The sequence below is a fragment of the Candidatus Rickettsia kedanie genome (assembly GCF_045865205.1).
GTDB classification, from domain to species: Bacteria; Pseudomonadota; Alphaproteobacteria; order Rickettsiales; family Rickettsiaceae; genus Rickettsia; species Rickettsia australis.
Genome location: NZ_BAABMM010000012.1, coordinates 1 through 18895, shown reverse-complemented (window position 1 = coordinate 18895; position 18895 = coordinate 1). Strand labels below are relative to the sequence as shown.

Genomic DNA, 18895 nt, shown 5'->3' with positions numbered 1-18895 from the left:
TATAGTACCAGACAGTTTTTGTTCTATGTAATTCCCGCGTAGGCATTGTTGCGTGGACCTGCTTTGCCGTCATTGCGAGAAGAATTACGTAGTAATTCGATGAAGCAATCTAGTAAAAAATTCTGATTTACAGAATTTTTTTATTATTTTTGCTGGATTGCTACGTCGCTTCGCTCCTCACAATGACGATTTGGTATCCATACAAGCAAAAAGCACACAAATAAAAAAAAAGGAGCCTTTAATATTAAAGGCTCCTTTTTTGTGTTAATAGCTTGTAAAAAGATTTGAGATCTAATTACATATCAAATCTTAATCCTGCCATTAAGTTATTACCTTTATAACGGGTTCCACCAAATTTAACCTTATTTCCGGCAACATTTTTAGTATTAGTTTTTGATTTACCGTAATCTGTCCAACTATAAATGAGTTCTGCCTTCACACCTTGTGCTACCTCAAATGAAGTGCCTAAAGATAATTGATAAGCAAAGTTAGTTTTGTTTTTAGTTGTTCCTGAAAAATTAGTACTACTAATAACATTATTATTAGCAACAGTCTTAGTTGAAATATTTACTTTTTCCTTTACTAATGCAGCACCGACACCTGCTCCTGCAAACACTTTAAACATACTTACATCAATAAAGTCTACATAACCGTTAAGTAATGCACTTACAATAGTAGGTTTATGTTTTACTGATACTGTAGTAGCAGGGGTGGTAGTGCCACCAGGACCACTTGTAAGTACACCTCCTGGAATTACAATACCGTTAATAATAAGTTGTTCATCTGCTGAAATAACTGATGGTACAGTAGTAACAGTAGAGTTAGAAGTTGAAACATTTGTAGACTTTTTTATGTGGTTATTTGTTACCATTCCAATTGTAAAATCAGTTCTTAAATTATCCATGATATAATAACCTGCTCCAATATTACCGGTAAAACCTGTATTGGATTTTAACTTAACACTGCTATTTGAAGGTTTTACTTTATCAAAAACCACGCTGCCAGCATTAAGTTTTAAATACCATTGATTTTCCATAGATGATGACATCGATGAACTAGTAGATGAATCTACAGAAGAATTCATATCACAATCCGCGAATGAAAGACCAGAAGTTAAAAGTGCTGTGCTTGCAGCTGCTATTAAAAGTAATTTTTTCATATTGTTAAATTTTTCCTTGAAATTTTATTAGTTGTTAGTAAAAACGATATTAGATAATAATCTTTACAATTTTTATCTAAATTCGATAAAAAATAATTTTGAGTAACATTTCTAAGCTGTCGCTTAATCCTCCTCCCTGGCTTGACCACGGAGTCCAGTCTTTTTTTGTATTTCTAGATACCGCGGTCAAGCCACGATATGACATTGGTCTATTACCTAAAAAACTATTAATATATTCTTGTAATTATATATCAAATCTTATACCAGCCGTTAAGTTGTGACTTTGATAACGCATGCCACCGGTCGGTACACTTGTTCCTTGGTAAATTACATTCTTACTTTTTGTTCTACCGTCATCTATCCAGCTATAAGCTAGTTCTGCTTTAACACCGTCGGCAATTTGTGCAGAAGTACCTAAAGTTAGCTTGTAAGAGATATTAGTTCTGTTTTTAGTGTTAGATGAAAGACCTGTTATACCATTATATGTAATTTTCTCTTTAACTAATGCAGGACCAACACCGGCACCGGCAAAAACATCAAACATATCAAAATTAGTTAAATCTACATAACCGTTAATAAGTAAACGTGTAATAGTAGGTTTATGGCTCGCTGAAACGTTAGTACCGGTAAAAGGTGCATTAGTTGCAGCTCCGGATTTCTTTAACTTTCCACCTATGATAGTACCTAATGTTAAATCAGCTCTAAAATTTTCGGAAATATAATAACCTATACCTAAAGCAACCGGAACAGTCGTATTAGATTTTAATTTAACACCGGTGGCCTTATCTTTTTCTTTATTAAACATTGCTGCACCGGCATCTATTCTTAAATACCAATCATTACCCATGTCATCGGCAAATGATATACTAGAAGATAAAATTGTTGCACTTGTAGCAGCTATTAAAAGTAACTTTTTCATGGTTAGCACCTCAAATTAACTAATTAAACATTACCTATTAATGGCATAATGCATAATATATAACATGTTATATTTTTTAGTTCTATATTTAATCGGTAATTAGATTCATATAATAAAGCTTTTATAAAGTGTTGTGACAAAATAAACACATAAAATAAACACATGTATTTAATTCATATTATTTATATATTTATTAAACTTATTTTTCTCATCTTTAAATTTATCGGCATCAGGCAAGGCAGGCTTGTTCTTGGTAATATTTTTCCATCCTTTATTTTCTATAAAATCTTTTGCACGTTCTACCCATTCTATTAACTCCGGTGATTCGGGTTTGATAGCATCTATAGGACAATCAGGAACACATACACCGCAATCTATACATTTATCAGGATTGATAACTAGCATAAATTCACCCTCGTAGAAACAATCTACAGGACATACTTCAACACAATCGGTATATTTACATTTTACGCATTCATCGGTTACAACATAAGTCATTTTGTTATCTGTTTTTGATTTTGTCGATTAATATAGAAGTTCTTAAAAGTAATACTAATAGAAAATATAATATAAAACTGATAAACATGATAATTAAAGGCTTTAGCATTGAAGAGTGAATAGTTGGACTCCCCCCTAGCCTTAAAACACTAGCAGGCTGATGTAGGCTATACCAAATATTTACCGAGAATTTTACTATCGGTATATTAATCAGTCCGATAAGAGCAATAATAGCAGCAGGATTTTGTGCTTTTCTTATATTATCCGCACTATTCACCATGATAATATAGCTTAGATATAATAAAAATAATATGAGCATAGAAGTAAGCCTTGCATCCCAAGCCCACCATGTTCCCCATATAGGCTTTCCCCATAAAGAGCCTGTTATTAAGCTAATCAAAGTAAAAATAGCCCCAACATAACTAGATGCTACAGCTAACAAATAGCTGATAGTAGTTTTCCATACTAGATAACTAAAGCTGCATGCTGCCATGAAAACATAAATACCAAGTGCCATCCAAGAAGCAGGTACGTGAACATACATAATGCGTATAAACTCACCTTGTTGATAATCTATCGGCGAAACTATGAGGGCTAAATAAAGACCTATAATCATCATTACAAGAGTAGATATAGCTAATATAGGTATTATAACCTTTGATAATTTATTAAAATAATAGGGGGTTAATAGTTTTAGCATATTTTCTTACTTTTTTATGTCATTCTTGCAGAAGGCTTGCGTGTGTGGATAGATTTTTCATTTGTCATCCCGCGACTTGATCGCGGGATCCAACTAAAAATACTAAGATTTATTAGTATTTTTAAGTTATTTTTATGGATACCATGGTCAAGCTACGGTATGACATCGAGCATACTTTATAATCCACGCAAGCAATGCTCTACCATGATTATCGTATCCTCCTAAAAAACTCTTTCATTAATAGCCCAGAATCTTCGGCAAGAATTCCGCTATATATTTCCGGTCTATGAAAACAAGCACTACTGTTAAAATATCGTAAATTACTTTCAACTGCTCCGTGCTTGGAATCAGAAGCACCGTAAAACAAACGTTTTAACCTGCTATGAGCTATAGCCGCTGCACACATGGCACAAGGCTCTAAAGTAATGTAAATATCATAATCATTTAAATTTTTAGAAGATATAAGATTACACGCTTCATTAATAGCAATAATTTCAGCATGATAAAGAGTGTTATTTTTTTCTTCGGTATTATTATGACTATTAACAATGATTTTTTGATTTAACCTATCTACAATCACCGCTCCGACCGGAACTTCATTTTTATCAAAAGCGAGCCGTGCTTGTTTTAAAGCTTGCTCCATGAAGAAGTTATTGAAACTCATTTCTTTATCTAACAATATATTCACGATAATTTACGTGTTCTTCGACTCCAAAAGGATCTTGGTGGATCATTATTTCAGCTTCCGGAAATTCCTGCAATATTTCAAAAGCAATCTCATCGCTAATTTTATGAGCATTATACAATGACATATTGCCATCCATTTCCAAATGGCACTGAATAAAAGCTTTTTGACCGGCATATCTAGTTTTCATTTCGTGTATACCTTTTACCACTAAATGGTTATTAACTATCGAGATAATTTTTTGTCTATCTTGTTCAGGTAATTCGTGATCAACTAAATTTTTAAATGCCTTTTTAAATAAAGAATAAGAAGAGTGAAATATATATAACGAAATAATTACTCCAAATAATGGATCAATAAACCAAAAGTCATCACTTAAATTTATAGAGATAATTACTATAACATTAGTAAGCAAGTCCGTAAAATAATGGAGCTTATCTGCTTTTACTATCTCTGATCCTGTTTTTTTAATTACATAGGTTTGGTAAAGTACTAAAATAACCGTCAAAAATATACATACATACATTACAGTAGTACCGTCGCTAATATTCTCCGGTTTTGTTTTTTCAAATAAAGATTTAACCGAAGCAAAGCCTACAAAAAAAGCCGAAGCAAAGAAAAATATCGATTGAGAAAAAATTGTTAAATCCTGCATTTTTTCATGCCCAAATCGATGATGATGATCGGGCGGTTGCAGGACAAATCTTAAAGCTATTAAGTTAATAAAGGAAGAAGTTATATCAAGCATTGAATCAATTAAAGAAGCAAGAATTGATTGCGAATCGGTAACAACCCAAGCGTATAATTTTATACTTAAAATCATTAATGCCGTAACAACCGATAAATAAGATGCTGATTTTATTAACCGATTACGGTTATTAGTATCCATGACAACTCTTTGCAATTTATATTTTGTTAGTTTAACAAAGAAAATATAAAATTCAATGAGTTTTATACTTTACAAACTTCTAAAAACCATATACTTATTAAATATATATTAATTTAGAGAGAATTATATGGAACTATTATCTAAAATTATGATTATAGCTCTTGCAGCTTCTATGTTACAAGCCTGTAACGGTCCGGGCGGTATGAATAAACAAGGTACAGGAACACTTCTTGGCGGTGCCGGCGGTGCATTACTTGGTTCTCAATTCGGTAAGGGCAAAGGACAGCTTGTCGGAGTAGGTGTAGGTGCATTACTTGGAGCAGTGCTTGGTGGACAAATAGGTGCAGGTATGGATGAGCAGGATAGAAGACTTGCAGAGCTCACCTCACAAAGAGCTTTAGAAGCAGCCCCTAGCGGTAGTAACGTAGAATGGCGTAATCCGGATAACGGCAATTACGGTTACGTAACACCTAATAAAACTTATAGAAATAGCAATGGTCAGTATTGCCGTGAGTACACTCAAACAGTTGTAATAGGCGGAAAACAACAAAAAACATACGGTAATGCATGCCGCCAACCTGACGGACAATGGCAAGTTGTGAACTAAAGTGTCATACCGAAAAGTACCATATGTCATTCCACAAAAGCGGGAATCCAGAAAAAAGCGAAATTATCTTGAGCTTTTAATTTAAACATTTAGTGTGTTATACTTTTTAGTGTCTAGATTCCTGCTTTCGCAGGAATAACATAAACAACACGGGAGAGCATTTATGACTTTCATAATAACAAGTACAGCGTTTAAACATAATGACCGCATTCCTGATAAATTTACTTGTAAAGGACCAAATGTTTCACCGCATCTAGAATGGAATAATGCTCCTTCAAATACTAAATCTTTTGCACTTATCATGGATGACCCGGATGCACCGGTAGAAATAGCACCACCGCACGGTATATGGGATCATTGGATAATATATAATATTCCTGCTTCTATTACTGAGCTTTCAGAAGGACAAATAGATAGTAGTATTAAAATTTTAAATAATAGCTGGAAAGAAAAAAAATACGGCGGTCCTTGTCCACCTGCAGGCAAACCTCATCGTTATTTTTTTAAACTATATGCTCTAAATGATTATCTTGAACTTGACGAGAATGCTAGCAAGCAAGATTTAGTATTAGCACTGCAAAAACATTTATTAGCTAAAACTGAAATAATCGGTATTTATTCTACGTAATGTCATTCCTGCGGAATGCTGCATTAAACCGTCATTGCGAGGAGCGAAGCGACGTGGCAATCCAGAAAAATAATAAAAAAATTCTGATTTACAGAATTTTTTACTGGATTGCTTCGTCGAAATTTGCAGTTTCTTATCGCAATGACGAAACAACCGATCCACGTAAGAATGATATAAAACTTTAAACACAAAATATTATCTTGGAAAAACCTATCATCGAGTTTTGTAACGTATCTAAAAAATTCGGTAATAAATTGCCGATAAATAACGTTAGCTTTACCGTCAAAAAAAATAATATTACTACTTTAATTGGACCTAACGGTGCAGGTAAAACCACCATAGTACGATTAATGCTTGGACTTGAAAAACCGACAAGCGGTGAGATTATAATTGATTCCAAATTAAAAATCGGATATGTACCACAGAAATTCGGATTAACCCCTGATCTACCTATTACAGTAAAAAAATTTTTAGATTTGTTAGCACCTAGTAATTTTAATAGCAATATTAAAGAGATTAACTCATTTATTGATTTGGAACATATAAAAGAGCAAGAAATTTCTAAGCTCTCAGGAGGACAGTTTCAAAAGGTAATTCTTGCATGTTCAATAGTTAATAATCCTGACTTAATTATTTTAGATGAACCGCTGCAATCTTTAGACGTAACAAGCCAGCAGGAATTTCATCAGCTTATTAATCTGATTCGTAAAAAGCTAAATATTACGGTTTTTATGATTTCTCATGATTTATTTACTGTAATAAAAAACTCCGATCAAGTGATATGCTTAAATGGTCACATATGTTGCAGCGGAATACCAAACGAAATAACTCCTAACTCTGAATTCTCAAGTGCACTTTCTTCTCTAGGCTTCTATACCCACCACCACGACCATAAGCATTAGACTTATTCCAAATATTGCTTTAAATATCTGCCTGTATGGCTTTCCGTGCAAGCAGCAATGTCTGCAGGAGTACCGCATACAACTATCTTACCGCCTTTGTCGCCGCCTTCAGGACCAACATCAATAATATAGTCTGCTGTTTTTATAACATCTAGATTATGCTCAATAACTAAAACGGTATTACCCATATCAACAAGTTTATGTAAAACTTTCAGCAATTTATTAATATCGTCGATATGCAGTCCCGTAGTCGGTTCATCAAGTATATAAAGCGTTTTACCGGTTGAACGTCTTGATAATTCTTTAGCAAGCTTAACGCGTTGTGCTTCACCACCTGAAAGAGTAGTAGCAGACTGACCGATTTTAATATAGCCTAGTCCCACTTCATTTAAGGTAATTAGTTTTTCATAGATTAACGGGATTTTCTCAAAAAATTGCATCGCATCTTCTACTGTCATCATCAAAATATCAGCAATAGATTTACCTTTATATTGTATTTCAAGAGTTTCTCTATTATATCTATGACCATTACAAATATCACATTTTATATATACGTCAGGTAGGAAATGCATTTCTATTTTAATCAGCCCGTCACCTTGGCATGCTTCACATCTCCCGCCTTTAACGTTAAACGAAAATCTGCCTACTTTATACCCTCTAGCTTTTGATTCAGGTAATTCCACAAACCAATCCCTAATATGAGTAAATGCTCCTGTATAAGTCGCAGGGTTTGAACGAGGAGTTCTACCTATCGGAGATTGATTAATATCGATAATTTTATCAATATATTCAAGTCCTTTTAATTTTCTATATTTGCCTGGCAATACTTTGCTAGTCGGCTCTAAATGCTTTAAAGCTGCCTTATATAGAGTATGAATCATCAAGCTTGATTTACCGCTTCCTGATACTCCCGTTATAGCAGTAAACGTACCAAGCGGAATTTTGATATCAACATTATCTAAATTGTTGGAAACTGCCCCGAGTAATTCAATTGCCCTATTATCATGCCCTACTCTTATTTCAGACGGTACTTTAATTGTTTGACGACCGCTTAGATATCTACCTGTAATACTTTCTTCAAAATTCTTTATTTCTTCAGCATTTCCTTCCGCAATAACACGACCGCCGTGAATACCGGCTCCCGGTCCTATATCAATAATATGATCTGCTTCATACATTGTTTCTGCGTCATGCTCGACTACCAAAACGGTATTACCTAGATCTCTAAGCCTTTTTAGCGTCTCAATTAATCTTGTATTATCTCGTTGATGCAGACCGATAGACGGCTCATCAAGTACATATAAAACACCGCTAAGCCTTGAACCTATTTGAGATGCAAGACGAATACGCTGGCCTTCCCCGCCCGATAAAGTACCTGCTTCTCGTGATAACGTTAGATAATCAAGCCCGACATTCATAAGAAATTTTAATCTCTCAGTAATTTCTTTGAGTATACGCTCAGCAATAAATAATTGCTTTTTATTTAATTTTTCTTCTAAGTTACTAAACCATTTGTGCAAGGCTGCAATACTCATACCTACTACTTCGCCTATATGAAGATTCGCTATTTTAACGCATAATGCTTCGTCTTTTAATCTAAATCCTGAGCAGGCAGTACATTTATGTTCTGACTTAAATTTAGCTAGTTCCTCTTTAATTAAAACCGATTCTATAGTACGGTCCTTTTCTTGCAAACTTGGTATTATACCGGCAAAAGGTTGTTTTATTATTTGCGTTTTAGAACCGTCATGAAATTCAAACTTTATTGCCTCTTCTCCTGAACCTTCAAATAAAATATCCTTAACATTTTGTGATAAACTTACAAAAGGTACTTCAATAGAAAATTTATAATGATCGGCAAGAGCCTTTAATGTCTCTAGGATAAATTTAGAAGATGTACTACCCCAAGGCACTATTGCACCGTCTTTAATAGAAATTCTTTGATCCGGAACAATTAATTCTCTATCAAAGAAAAACTCTTTACCTATCCCTTCACATTTAGAACATGCTCCAAAAGGGCTATTAAAAGAAAAGATTCGAGGCTCTATTTCCGTAAGCTGAAAACCCGATACCGGACAAGAATATTTCTCAGAAAAAGTAATACGCTGATTTTTTTCAAACTCGCTCTTAACTGCCGACGGCAATTCTACAATTTCCAAATAAGTAATACCTTCTGCAAGATTTAACGAACTCTCTAAGCTATCTGCAAGCCTATTACCTAAACTTTCGTCTAGAACTATTCTATCAACGATTACTTCTATATTATGTTTCTTATTTTTATCAAGTTTCGGCAAATCATCAATTTCGCAAACTTCCCCGTTAACTATTAATTTCTGAAAGCCTTGCTTTTTCAGATTCATAATTTCACGCTTAAATTCCCCTTTATGTCCTCTAACAATAGGAGCGAGTAAATATACTTTCGTACCTTTAGGTAGTTCGTTAATTATATCTACCATCTCAGAAACCGTTTGGCTATGTATCGGAAGACCGGTTGCCGGAGAGTAAGGAATACCTACCCTTGCATATAATAACCTAAGATAATCGTAAATTTCCGTTATAGTTCCAACCGTAGAACGTGGATTTTTAGAAGTAGTTTTCTGGTCAATTGCAATTGCCGGTGATAATCCGGAAATAGATTCTACATTAGGTTTATTTTGTAAATGTAAGAATTGCCTTGCATATGAAGATAAACTTTCAACATATCGCCTTTGACCTTCTGCATAAATAGTATCAAAAGCTAAAGATGACTTACCTGAACCACTAAGACCGGTGATAACAACAAATTTATTCCTTGGAATATCAACATTTATATTTTTTAGATTATGCTCTTTAGCACCACGCACCTTAATATATTCTTGGTTCATAATCACTTCACTATAAAATTTTTGAGATATTTTTTAAAAAACCTGTAGTATTATAGGCTCTTTTATTTTATTATTGCAATAATAATATTTTAAAATAGGTAGTAATGGCAGGTAGTTTAAATAAAGTAATATTAATAGGTAATGTAGGGCGTGCTCCGGAAATTAGAACTACGGGCGAAGGGAAAAAAATCATTAATCTTTCCTTAGCAACAACCGAAACTTGGAAAGATCGTATTACCAGTGAACGAAAAGAACGAACTGAATGGCATAGAGTAGTGATATTTAGTGAAGGATTAGTATCTGTTGTAGAACGCTATGTCACAAAAGGTAGTAAATTATATATTGAAGGTTCATTACAAACCCGTAAGTGGAATGATAATTCAGGTCAAGAAAAATATACCACGGAAGTTGTGTTACAAAACTTTAATTCACAATTAATATTATTAGATAGTAAAAACTCTAATAATCATACTCAAGATTCAGGGCATAGCGAATATAAGCATACTGAAACTAAAAATCATTCCTTTGATCATAGCGACTTAGACGATGAAATACCGTTTTAATTATTTTCTACCGTCATTGCGAGAAAAATTACGTAGTAATTCGACTAAGCAATCCAGTAAAAAATCTGTAAATCAGAATTTTTGTATTATTTTTTCTAGATTGCCGCGCTCCCTACGGTCGCTTGCAATGACGATTTGGTGTCCACGCAGGAATATTATTAAAGACATATAAGTAACTTCTACCAAATATTACCTATAAATATTATGAAAAAACTTCTTTGTATAATATTTCTTACATCAATATTTCTCTCAGGGTGTTCTACCATTCATGCTGTAGCTAGTAGGGTAAAGCATTCGCAAGATATAGCAACTCAAAATAACTTTCAGATGAGGCTAGTAAGCGGCGGTGATTTTACTCTTACGACTTATCAGCGTATTACTGCTAGTTACCTGCCTTTTGTATTCTATATTGAAGGAGATGGGCATCTTGCGGATGGCGGCGTTAACTCTGACAACCCTACTCCTGTTAATCCGATGCTCTTGAAGCTTGCTACAATCGACAAAAGACCGAATGTTGTTTATATAGCACGACCTTGTCAATATACTCCTTTAGAGATGAATCCAAAATGCATTAGCGATTATTGGTTAGATAAAAGAATGGGGCAGGAAGTCGTAGATTCAATTAACAATGTAATAAATATTATCAATAACGGACAAAAATTTAGTTTAGTCGGCTTCTCCGGTGGCGGCGGGCTTACAATATTAATTGCCGCGCAAAATAGTAATGTTAAAGATATTATAACGATTGCCGGTAATTTAGATACTAAAAAGTTTGATAAATATCATAATTATCACGGTTACTTAGTTAAATCGTTAAACCCGATAAATTATGCAAAACAGGTTAATAATATTCCTCAATTACATCTATCCGGCATGGATGACAAAAGAGTCCCACCTTTCATAGCAGAGCTTTACGTAAAAACAAGTAACTCACCATGTGTAAAAAAACAAACTGTGCCTAATATTGCTCATGCAAAAGGTTGGGATAAAGTTTGGTCTAATATATTAGATATTCCTCTGATTTGTAATTAAGCATTAAGAAATATTATTAATCTCTTTAAACATATAAGACAAAAACCTGTATTGACTTTTATACAAAACAGTATCATTCTTTTTACAATTTAATTTTTTATACAAGAATTATGCTAGGCTACGAAAAAGAACAAAGAAGTTTGACAAAAGAACAGAAACAAGCTGTAGGGTTGTGATCTGTAGGAACCTTATTGGAATATTTTGATTATGCTTTATGTCCATATGTCGGTACTTCTTAATGAGCTTTTTTTCCAAAAGCCGATGCTTATGCTATTTCGCCTATAGCAGCTTTATGTGCTACTTCTATTTTGAGACCGCTCGGAGCTCTCATTTTCGGATATTTAGGCGATACATATGGACGAAAAACTACAGTAGTTATAACAACTATGATGATGGCTACTTCATGCATAGTCATGGCATTACTTCCTACTTACAATGAAATTGGTATAACAGCTTCTATTATAATAATATTATGTAGAATTGTTCAAGGTATGTCCTCAATGGGAGAGGTAATAGGAACAGAAGTTTATTTAACTGAGTTTACTAAACCTCCAATACAATATCCTATTGTAGCCTTAGCTACGGTTTTCGCTACTGTAGGAACTTTCGCAGCTTTAGGGGTTGCTACTATTGTTACTTCTTATGGTTTTAATTGGCGTTATGCATTTGGTATCGGTGCAATTATTGCCGTTGTAGGAACATTAGCAAGAACCGCATTACGAGGAACTCCTGAATTTGCTAATGCAAAGCTTAAATTACTTAAAACTTTTGAAAATAGTAAGCTAATAGGGATATAAAAGTATTAGAAAATAATCCTATTTGGAAAGAAAAAATTAATAAAAAGACAGCAATAGCTCTATTTATAATGGATTGTGCATGGCCTGTATGTTTTTATTTTGCATATATTTATTGTGGTGATATTCTTGTAACCAAATTTAACTGTACTCCTGAACAAGTTATAAAACAAAATTTTAAATTATCTATAATAGAACTTATAAGTATAATAATAGTAGCAGCATTAAGTTATAAGATATATCATTTACAAATTCTAAAAGCATTATTAGGTATTTTTACTATTACAATATTACTATGTCCATATTTATTAAATAAAGCTTCTAATCCAAATCAAATTTCATTATTCAATTACTTATCATGACTTTTGCCCTTAATGTTATGCCGACTGTACCAAATTGTTTTAGACATTTTCCAACCTTTAAACGCTTTACTTCCGTAACATTTACATATGCTTTATCAGCTGCTTGTATGTATGTTATTAGATCTTTTGGTTTTCCTCATTTAATAAAAATCTTTGGAAACTGGGGAGTATTAATTATTATGATTCCAACAAGTATTGGATTTGGTATATTTCATTTTGAAAAACTGGAGAAAGAAAGTGGAAATTATCCAACAAAATCTTTTGCCACTTCTCCAGTTATGTCTGCTTAATTGATAAATATTTTTTGCATTTTATTATTAACTGACAGCAGGTACAAAAGTATTATCACCACCTAACAAGCTAATATCATCATTTATATTTTAGTTGTCAATTATTTCGTTAAGCTGGTTTGCTATAGTCATAATTTTAAATTTTGTAGATTTATCAACTATCAGCTCTTGCATACTAGCAGTTATTTTGTCTATATCGGTTGTATTATTAAGTTCTTTAGCGTTGTGTATGATCTCTTCTATAGTATCTTTTATTATAGCTTTATCTTTAGCATTTATTGCAATATTAGTGTCTACTTTATCGTTTATTCCATCAGCTAACTTTTGAAAATTCATTAAATTTTTATTTCGCTGTAGATATTTCTCAATTATAACTTTGCTTTTATTATCTATATTATCTTGCTCTAAATCTATATGCGTAATAGTAGTATTTTTTCTTCAAGCTTCAATAATTACTTTTACTCCTTCAGGTGTTATTTTATTACCTAAAATATCAAGATGCTTTAAAGTACTATTATTTGTTAAGAATTCAGTTATTAACTTTACTCCCTCATTATCTATATTGTGATTGTGTAAATCTTTATTGTTGAACTTTGAAGCTTCTATAATTGCTTTAATTCCTATAATCCCTATATCATTTTCACCAAAGTAAATATGAGTAAGAGTAGTAATTTATAAAATTTCAGCTAAAATAGATATTTTTTGATCGCCTAAATTACTGCAACTAAAGTCAAAATCATAATCAAGAGCTTTAAAAAAGCAATAGAAATTTAACTAGAAGTATAAATAAATAAATTGGAATTGATTGAAGAGATATATGAATATAGAGGATTAGAGGAAATAATAGAAAATTTTAATAAATGGTAATAATTACAATTAATAATTTAATATATTAGTTAATTATTTTAAATAATTAGTTTCTACATTTAAGTAACAACAATCTCATTAGCAATTGAGGCTGTACCTGCTTCACTTAAGAACAATGACCGCTCTAAGTTACGGCGTTTCACTAAGCCTTGCAGCTTAACGCTGCCTTTAGCATGCACCCATCTTGGTAGTTCAGTGGCGGCGTTCAAGTATTTGCCTCGGTTTAACTTTTGTCGCAATGTTGATGCTTGGAACGAACCAGCCCCGCAGTTAGAAATGAATGAGATTAAAGCGGCTGGTTGCTTAATCAAATTATTAATATTTCTTTTTGTGGGGTAGTAAATTTACTATTTAGAAGAAAGAGAAAAACTGCTCAGTTTAGAGATTTGGTGAAAGACAATTAATAAAAATTAGTTTTATCGAACCTTTCATTAAACGGTAAAAAGTTTGATTTTATGCTGCATCTGCGGTTTGAGATTTTTGTAGAAATACCGAAAAATGAAGAATGGCGCACCCTAAAGGATTCGAACCTCTGACCCACAGATTAGAAATCTGTTGCTCTATCCAGCTGAGCTAAGGGTGCTAACATTTACGGTAAACTTTATATCAGTTTAAGCAAAGTTTTTCAAGTATTCTTTTTTTATTAAAAATAATAAGCAAATATGATAAAAAATATTCATGGATAAATTCTATAATTATAACTCTTCTTTACATCAGGTTTTACTTAATCTTAAAGTAAAGCCTAATGCTAAACAAAATCTAATTAGTAATTTTGTAATTATCAATAATATTCCATATCTAAAATTATCTATAAAAGCAACACCGGAACAAGGTAAAGCTAATGAAGAAATCCTAAATTATTTAGCAAAAGACTGGAAATTATCACGTAGTAATATCGCAATTATTAAAGGTCATACTCATAGCGTAAAAACGATATTGATAAAAAATATTAATGAAGACTATTTAAATTTGATTATTAATTCCTATATTAAATAAGGTGCAGTTGTTGCTAGACTGCCGATGTTATTCCCGCGTAGGCGGGAATCCAAAAAGAACATTAAAAATATCTTATTATAGAATTTTATAATTAATAAAATGGGCCGCCTACGCGGGAATAACATCGGCAGTCATATGACTAAAAAATCATTCATTAACTGGAATAATTATGACACAAGAAAAGAAAAAGTTTGATGCCGAGGTCGGCAGGATTTTAAATTTAATGATTCACTCTCTTTATAGTAATAAAGAGATTTTTATGAGGGAGTTAATTTCTAATGCTTCGGATGCTTGCGATAAATTACGTTATTTATCTCAAAGTAATAGCGAATTAGTAGCTAGCGATAGTAATTTTAAAATTACGGTTAAAATCGATAAAGATAACAGGCAGATTATTATCCGTGATAACGGTATCGGCATGAATAAAGAGGATTTAATTGAGAATTTAGGTACTATTGCAAGATCGGGTACGGCAAATTTTCTTAAAAGCCTCTCTGGTGATTCTAAAAAGGATAATATGCTAATCGGTCAATTTGGTGTTGGATTTTATTCAAGCTTTATGGTAGCCGATAAAGTGACTGTAACCTCAAGAAAAGCATGCGAAGATAAAGTACATGTTTGGGAGTCAGACGGGCTTGGCGAGTATATTGTTTCAGATTCAGATAAAGAATTCATAAGAGGCACGGAAATTGTTTTACATATCAAACAAGAAGAAGATACATTCCTTGATCATTTCAGGTTAAAACACATCGTTAAAAGCTATTCCGATCACATAGCAGTACCGATATATTTCTTTGATGAAGCCGGTAATAATGAAATCCAGCTTAATTCAGCTTCTGCATTATGGACAAGACCGAAATCAGAAATTACGGAAGAACAATATAAAGAATTCTACAAAAGCCTATCTTATGCCGTTGATGACCCTTGGATAACTATGCATAATAAAAACGAAGGAGCTATAGAATTTACTAACCTGCTTTTCATTCCTTCAAGTAAAACATTTGACTTATTCCACCCTGATCGTAAAAGGCGAGTCAAATTATATATCAAAAGAGTGTTTATTTCTGATGAGAATATTGATTTAATTCCATCATATTTAAGATTTTTACGAGGCGTGGTTGATTCAGAAGATTTACCGTTAAATATTAGCCGTGAGTCATTGCAGCATAATAGTGTACTTGAGAAAATCAAAAATGCTATTACAAAAAGAGTGCTTGGTGAGCTTAGAAAAAAGAAAGAGAAATCATCTGAAGAATATAATAAGTTTTGGGCTAATTTCGGTGGTGCTTTAAAAGAGGGTTTATGTGAAGCTACTACCGACCATGAAAAATTATTAGAGGTATGCATATTCAGAAGTGCCTTACATAATAAAATGATTAGCCTTGACGAATATATAGCAGGATTTAAAGAGGAACAGAATATTATATATTATTTAAGCGGTGATAACCCTGATAAATTACTTTCAAGTCCACAAATTGAAGGGTTATTAAGTAAAAATATCGATGTATTACTTTTTACCGATGCAGTGGATGATTTTTGGGTAAATGTTAATAGCGAGTATAAAGGACATGCTATTAAGTCAGCGACAAGAAGCGATATCGATGTAGAGCAAACTACTTCACAATCTGAAGATAAAAATACACATAGTAAAAAATCCGATGATGAATATAAATTGTTAACAGATTATTTTAAAGAAACACTTGGGGAGTTAGTAAAAGAAGTTAAGATCTCTAAAAAACTTACTTCAAGCCCTGCTTGTCTTGCCGTTAGCGACTCTGCTATGGATATTCGTATGGAGAGATTTTTGATTGAGCAGAAACAAATAGCGGCTGCATCCGCTAAAAATTTAGAGCTCAATCCTAAAAATAAAATCATAGAGAAAATCTTTAACGACTTAAAAGCAAATAATAAAAATAATGAAGAATTGGTTAATCTAATATTTGATCAAGCCTGTATTTTAGAGGGTGAACCGGTTGCCGATACAGGTGCATTTTCAAAGAGATTAAACGATATTGTACAAAAAGCTATATTATAACTTTAACTTTTTTAATTTTAATGTAGAATGGTTGCAATCCGTTGTCATCCCGCGACTTGATCGCGGGATCCAGTAGAAATACTAGTATTTTTTATTGTTTTTATGGATCCCATGGTCAAGCCACGGGATGACACAGTATGTTTTACAATTCACATAAAAAACTTCAAACACATAATAGTTCTAATGTCTTATTACGATACTATATTTAGCAAACATATAGACAAAATTAAGAGTGAAGGAAGGTATCGAGAATTTAAAGCCTTAAAAAGACAAGCCGATAATTTTCCTTTTGCAGAACATGCTAATAAACAAATAGTGATGTGGTGCATTAATGACTATTTAGGTATGAGTAAACATGCACAAGTAATACAAGCTTCCATAGAGACCTTGCTCAAATACGGTGTTGGATCAGGCGGAACTCGCAATATCGGCGGCAATAATATTGCCATTCTTGAGCTTGAAAAAGAACTTGCAGATTTACACAAAAAGCAAGCAGCTTTAGTTTTTACATCCGGTTTTGTTGCAAATGATACAACGCTTGCAAGTCTTGCTAAAATCATGCCGGATATAGTATTTTTCTCCGATGAGCTAAATCATGCATCAATAATTGCAGGAATTACAAATTCAAGAGCCAAGAAATATATATATAGACATTTAGACGTTAAACATCTAGAAGAGCTTTTACAATCAATCGATATTAATAGGCCGAAAATTATTGTTTTTGAATCGGCGTACTCTATGGACGGTTTCTTCTCACCTATCAAAGATATAATCAACTTAGCCAAAAAATATAATGCTTTAACCTTTATCGACGAAGTCCATACGGTCGGTTTGTACGGTAAACAAGGTGGCGGTATGGCCGAGCTTCTTAATTGTAGCGATCAAATCGATATTATTCAAGGAACGCTTGCCAAAGCATACGGCACTATCGGCGGTTATATCACTAGCAACCATAATTTAGTCGATGCTATAAGACTAACCGCTCCAGGATTTATTTTCACTACTTCATTACCGCCGGTAATTTCTACCGCTGCAACGCATAGTATTAGACATCTTAAAGAATCAAATGAAGAACGAATAACACATCAAGAAGTAGTTACAAAACTTAAAAAATCTTTTGAAAATTTTAATATACCTTATTTGAAAAATGAAAGTCATATAGTGCCAATAATTATTGGTGATCCGATTAAAGCGGCGAGAGCCTCAAATATGCTCCTTAATGAATATGGTATTTACGTTCAACATATCAATTTTCCAACCGTACCGAGAGGTACGGAACGCCTCCGAATCATCCCAACCCCTGCCCATACCGATAAAATGATCAATGATTTATCTATAGCCTTAGTGCATATATTTGTCGAACTTGATATAGCATTATCTTCTACAACAGCACTAAACGAAGAAGTACGTTTGAATCTTATTGCATAAAGTCATTGTGAGGAAAATTATGAAGTAATTGACAAAGCAAGGAAGCAAAAAATTCTGATGTATCGAATTTTTTAATTATTTTCTGGATTGCCACATCGCTTTGCTCCTCGCAATGACGCTTTGCCCTCCACACAACAACACCTGCCCGCGTAGGCGGGAATGATATAATGTCCATGCAACAATACTTTGAATTGTTTAACTCATGATAATATCTATCTTTAATTTAGCAATGTCTAAAAAATAATATAATTACCTAATATGTCTTTTTTTTGACCGCAAAACTGCAATTATTAAACTCCTTAAAGCCCATCCAAGTAAAGAGTTTACTGCTATGGAAATGGCAACTTGGCTAGTTGATAATTATCCTGAAGAAGCAAAGCAAAAGGAGGAAGCAAGCAATGATAAACGATTACTTAATGCTAAAAGCAAAGTAAAAAAGAGACAAATTATTATCATGATTTATAGAAATGAATTAAATAGGCTATTGTGTACCACTATACCGAAAATAGAACCAAAAACTAAACACCTCTCAGCTATAAGCTGAGAGGTGATAAAGTGGAATCGATTAGAAATCGATCATCATTAATAGGCTCACCTTCTTGCTCATCAATATACTGCTGTATCATTTCATCAGTAATATTACCCGCACTAACTGCCATATAACCTCTAGCCCAAAA

At 33.0% G+C, this 18895-nt stretch carries 22 protein-coding genes and 1 tRNA gene; 12 read left to right on the top strand and 11 right to left on the bottom strand.

Annotated features, from left to right (window positions below; genetic code table 11):
• Window positions 1–295: 295 nt before the first annotated feature.
• The 6 genes from ACKTSD_RS01395 to ACKTSD_RS01370 all read right to left on the bottom strand — a co-directional run bounded on the left by ACKTSD_RS01395 (window position 296) and on the right by ACKTSD_RS01370 (window position 4850).
• A complete protein-coding gene (locus tag ACKTSD_RS01395) occupies window positions 296–1159 on the bottom strand; it encodes an outer membrane protein (protein WP_412707666.1) in 864 nt (287 codons plus the stop codon).
• A gap of 244 nt (window positions 1160–1403) precedes the next feature.
• Window positions 1404–2078: an adhesin Adr gene (gene adr, locus ACKTSD_RS01390; RefSeq protein WP_412707665.1), complete on the bottom strand. Its 675-nt coding sequence runs from the start codon at window positions 2076–2078 to the stop codon at window positions 1404–1406.
• Window positions 2079–2246: 168 nt separating this feature from the next.
• The gene (fdxA, locus tag ACKTSD_RS01385) at window positions 2247–2576 is read right to left on the bottom strand and encodes a ferredoxin FdxA (RefSeq protein WP_412707664.1); all 330 of its coding nucleotides are present in this window, start codon (window positions 2574–2576) and stop codon (window positions 2247–2249) included.
• 4 nt (window positions 2577–2580) lie between these two features.
• Window positions 2581–3276, bottom strand: a complete 696-nt coding sequence (locus ACKTSD_RS01380; protein ID WP_412707663.1) for a heme ABC transporter permease — start codon at window positions 3274–3276, stop codon at window positions 2581–2583.
• A gap of 208 nt (window positions 3277–3484) precedes the next feature.
• Complete coding sequence (locus tag ACKTSD_RS01375) at window positions 3485–3964, bottom strand: nucleoside deaminase (protein WP_412707662.1); 480 nt, start codon at window positions 3962–3964, stop codon at window positions 3485–3487.
• Complete coding sequence (locus ACKTSD_RS01370) at window positions 3945–4850, bottom strand: cation diffusion facilitator family transporter (protein ID WP_412707661.1); 906 nt, start codon at window positions 4848–4850, stop codon at window positions 3945–3947. The genes ACKTSD_RS01375 and ACKTSD_RS01370 overlap by 20 nt, the downstream gene beginning before the upstream one ends.
• Before the next feature lie 127 nt (window positions 4851–4977).
• Here ACKTSD_RS01370 and ACKTSD_RS01365 point away from each other — a divergent pair, with 127 nt between their 5' ends.
• From ACKTSD_RS01365 to ACKTSD_RS01355, 3 genes are all read left to right on the top strand, one after another.
• The gene (locus ACKTSD_RS01365; protein WP_412707660.1) at window positions 4978–5457 is read left to right on the top strand and encodes an RT0821/Lpp0805 family surface protein; all 480 of its coding nucleotides are present in this window, start codon (window positions 4978–4980) and stop codon (window positions 5455–5457) included.
• 163 nt (window positions 5458–5620) lie between these two features.
• Complete coding sequence (locus ACKTSD_RS01360; protein ID WP_412707659.1) at window positions 5621–6085, top strand: YbhB/YbcL family Raf kinase inhibitor-like protein; 465 nt, start codon at window positions 5621–5623, stop codon at window positions 6083–6085.
• A gap of 200 nt (window positions 6086–6285) precedes the next feature.
• Window positions 6286–6987 (top strand): ATP-binding cassette domain-containing protein, encoded by a 702-nt coding sequence (locus ACKTSD_RS01355; protein WP_412707658.1) that lies wholly within the window; start codon window positions 6286–6288, stop codon window positions 6985–6987.
• Between the two features lie 2 nt (window positions 6988–6989).
• Here the strand turns inward: ACKTSD_RS01355 and uvrA are convergent, their stop codons facing one another.
• Window positions 6990–9851 (bottom strand): excinuclease ABC subunit UvrA, encoded by a 2862-nt coding sequence (uvrA, locus tag ACKTSD_RS01350; protein WP_412707657.1) that lies wholly within the window; start codon window positions 9849–9851, stop codon window positions 6990–6992.
• Window positions 9852–9955: 104 nt separating this feature from the next.
• On the opposite strand from uvrA, the gene ACKTSD_RS01345 reads away from it, so the two are divergent.
• The 5 genes from ACKTSD_RS01345 (at window position 9956) to ACKTSD_RS01325 (ending at window position 12892) form a co-directional block, all read left to right on the top strand.
• Window positions 9956–10414, top strand: a complete 459-nt coding sequence (locus tag ACKTSD_RS01345) for a single-stranded DNA-binding protein (RefSeq protein ID WP_412707656.1) — start codon at window positions 9956–9958, stop codon at window positions 10412–10414.
• Window positions 10415–10618: 204 nt separating this feature from the next.
• Window positions 10619–11446, top strand: coding sequence for an alpha/beta hydrolase family protein (locus tag ACKTSD_RS01340; protein WP_412707655.1), 828 nt, complete (start codon window positions 10619–10621; stop codon window positions 11444–11446).
• A gap of 308 nt (window positions 11447–11754) precedes the next feature.
• On the top strand, window positions 11755–12243 hold the full coding sequence (locus tag ACKTSD_RS01335) for an MFS transporter (protein ID WP_412707654.1): 489 nt from the start codon (window positions 11755–11757) through the stop codon (window positions 12241–12243).
• Between the two features lie 68 nt (window positions 12244–12311).
• A complete protein-coding gene (locus ACKTSD_RS01330; protein WP_412707653.1) occupies window positions 12312–12602 on the top strand; it encodes a hypothetical protein in 291 nt (96 codons plus the stop codon).
• A complete protein-coding gene (locus ACKTSD_RS01325) occupies window positions 12599–12892 on the top strand; it encodes a hypothetical protein (protein ID WP_412707652.1) in 294 nt (97 codons plus the stop codon). The genes ACKTSD_RS01330 and ACKTSD_RS01325 overlap by 4 nt, the downstream gene beginning before the upstream one ends.
• Window positions 12893–12982: 90 nt before the next feature.
• Here the strand turns inward: ACKTSD_RS01325 and ACKTSD_RS01320 are convergent, their stop codons facing one another.
• The 4 genes from ACKTSD_RS01320 to ACKTSD_RS01305 all read right to left on the bottom strand — a co-directional run bounded on the left by ACKTSD_RS01320 (window position 12983) and on the right by ACKTSD_RS01305 (window position 14342).
• Entirely contained in the window at window positions 12983–13228 is a 246-nt protein-coding gene (locus ACKTSD_RS01320) for a hypothetical protein (RefSeq protein ID WP_412707651.1), read from the bottom strand.
• Window positions 13229–13330: 102 nt separating this feature from the next.
• The gene (locus ACKTSD_RS01315; RefSeq protein WP_412707705.1) at window positions 13331–13429 is read right to left on the bottom strand and encodes a hypothetical protein; all 99 of its coding nucleotides are present in this window, start codon (window positions 13427–13429) and stop codon (window positions 13331–13333) included.
• A 389-nt stretch (window positions 13430–13818) separates the two neighbouring features.
• Window positions 13819–14070, bottom strand: coding sequence for a lysozyme (locus ACKTSD_RS01310; RefSeq protein WP_412707650.1), 252 nt, complete (start codon window positions 14068–14070; stop codon window positions 13819–13821).
• Window positions 14071–14265: 195 nt separating this feature from the next.
• Window positions 14266–14342 (bottom strand) — tRNA-Arg (locus ACKTSD_RS01305).
• A 95-nt stretch (window positions 14343–14437) separates the two neighbouring features.
• Here ACKTSD_RS01305 and ACKTSD_RS01300 point away from each other — a divergent pair.
• The 4 genes from ACKTSD_RS01300 to ACKTSD_RS01285 all read left to right on the top strand — a co-directional run bounded on the left by ACKTSD_RS01300 (window position 14438) and on the right by ACKTSD_RS01285 (window position 18762).
• Window positions 14438–14755, top strand: coding sequence for an A1G_07140 family DUF167 domain protein (locus ACKTSD_RS01300; RefSeq protein ID WP_412707649.1), 318 nt, complete (start codon window positions 14438–14440; stop codon window positions 14753–14755).
• Between the two features lie 169 nt (window positions 14756–14924).
• Window positions 14925–16790 (top strand): molecular chaperone HtpG, encoded by a 1866-nt coding sequence (htpG, locus tag ACKTSD_RS01295; protein ID WP_412707648.1) that lies wholly within the window; start codon window positions 14925–14927, stop codon window positions 16788–16790.
• Between the two features lie 183 nt (window positions 16791–16973).
• Window positions 16974–18218 carry a 5-aminolevulinate synthase gene (hemA, locus tag ACKTSD_RS01290; RefSeq protein WP_412707647.1) on the top strand — a complete coding sequence of 415 codons (1245 nt, stop codon included), beginning with the start codon at window positions 16974–16976 and terminating at the stop codon, window positions 18216–18218.
• 337 nt (window positions 18219–18555) lie between these two features.
• Window positions 18556–18762: a hypothetical protein gene (locus ACKTSD_RS01285; protein WP_412707709.1), complete on the top strand. Its 207-nt coding sequence runs from the start codon at window positions 18556–18558 to the stop codon at window positions 18760–18762.
• The last annotated feature ends 133 nt before the right edge of the window (window positions 18763–18895 follow it).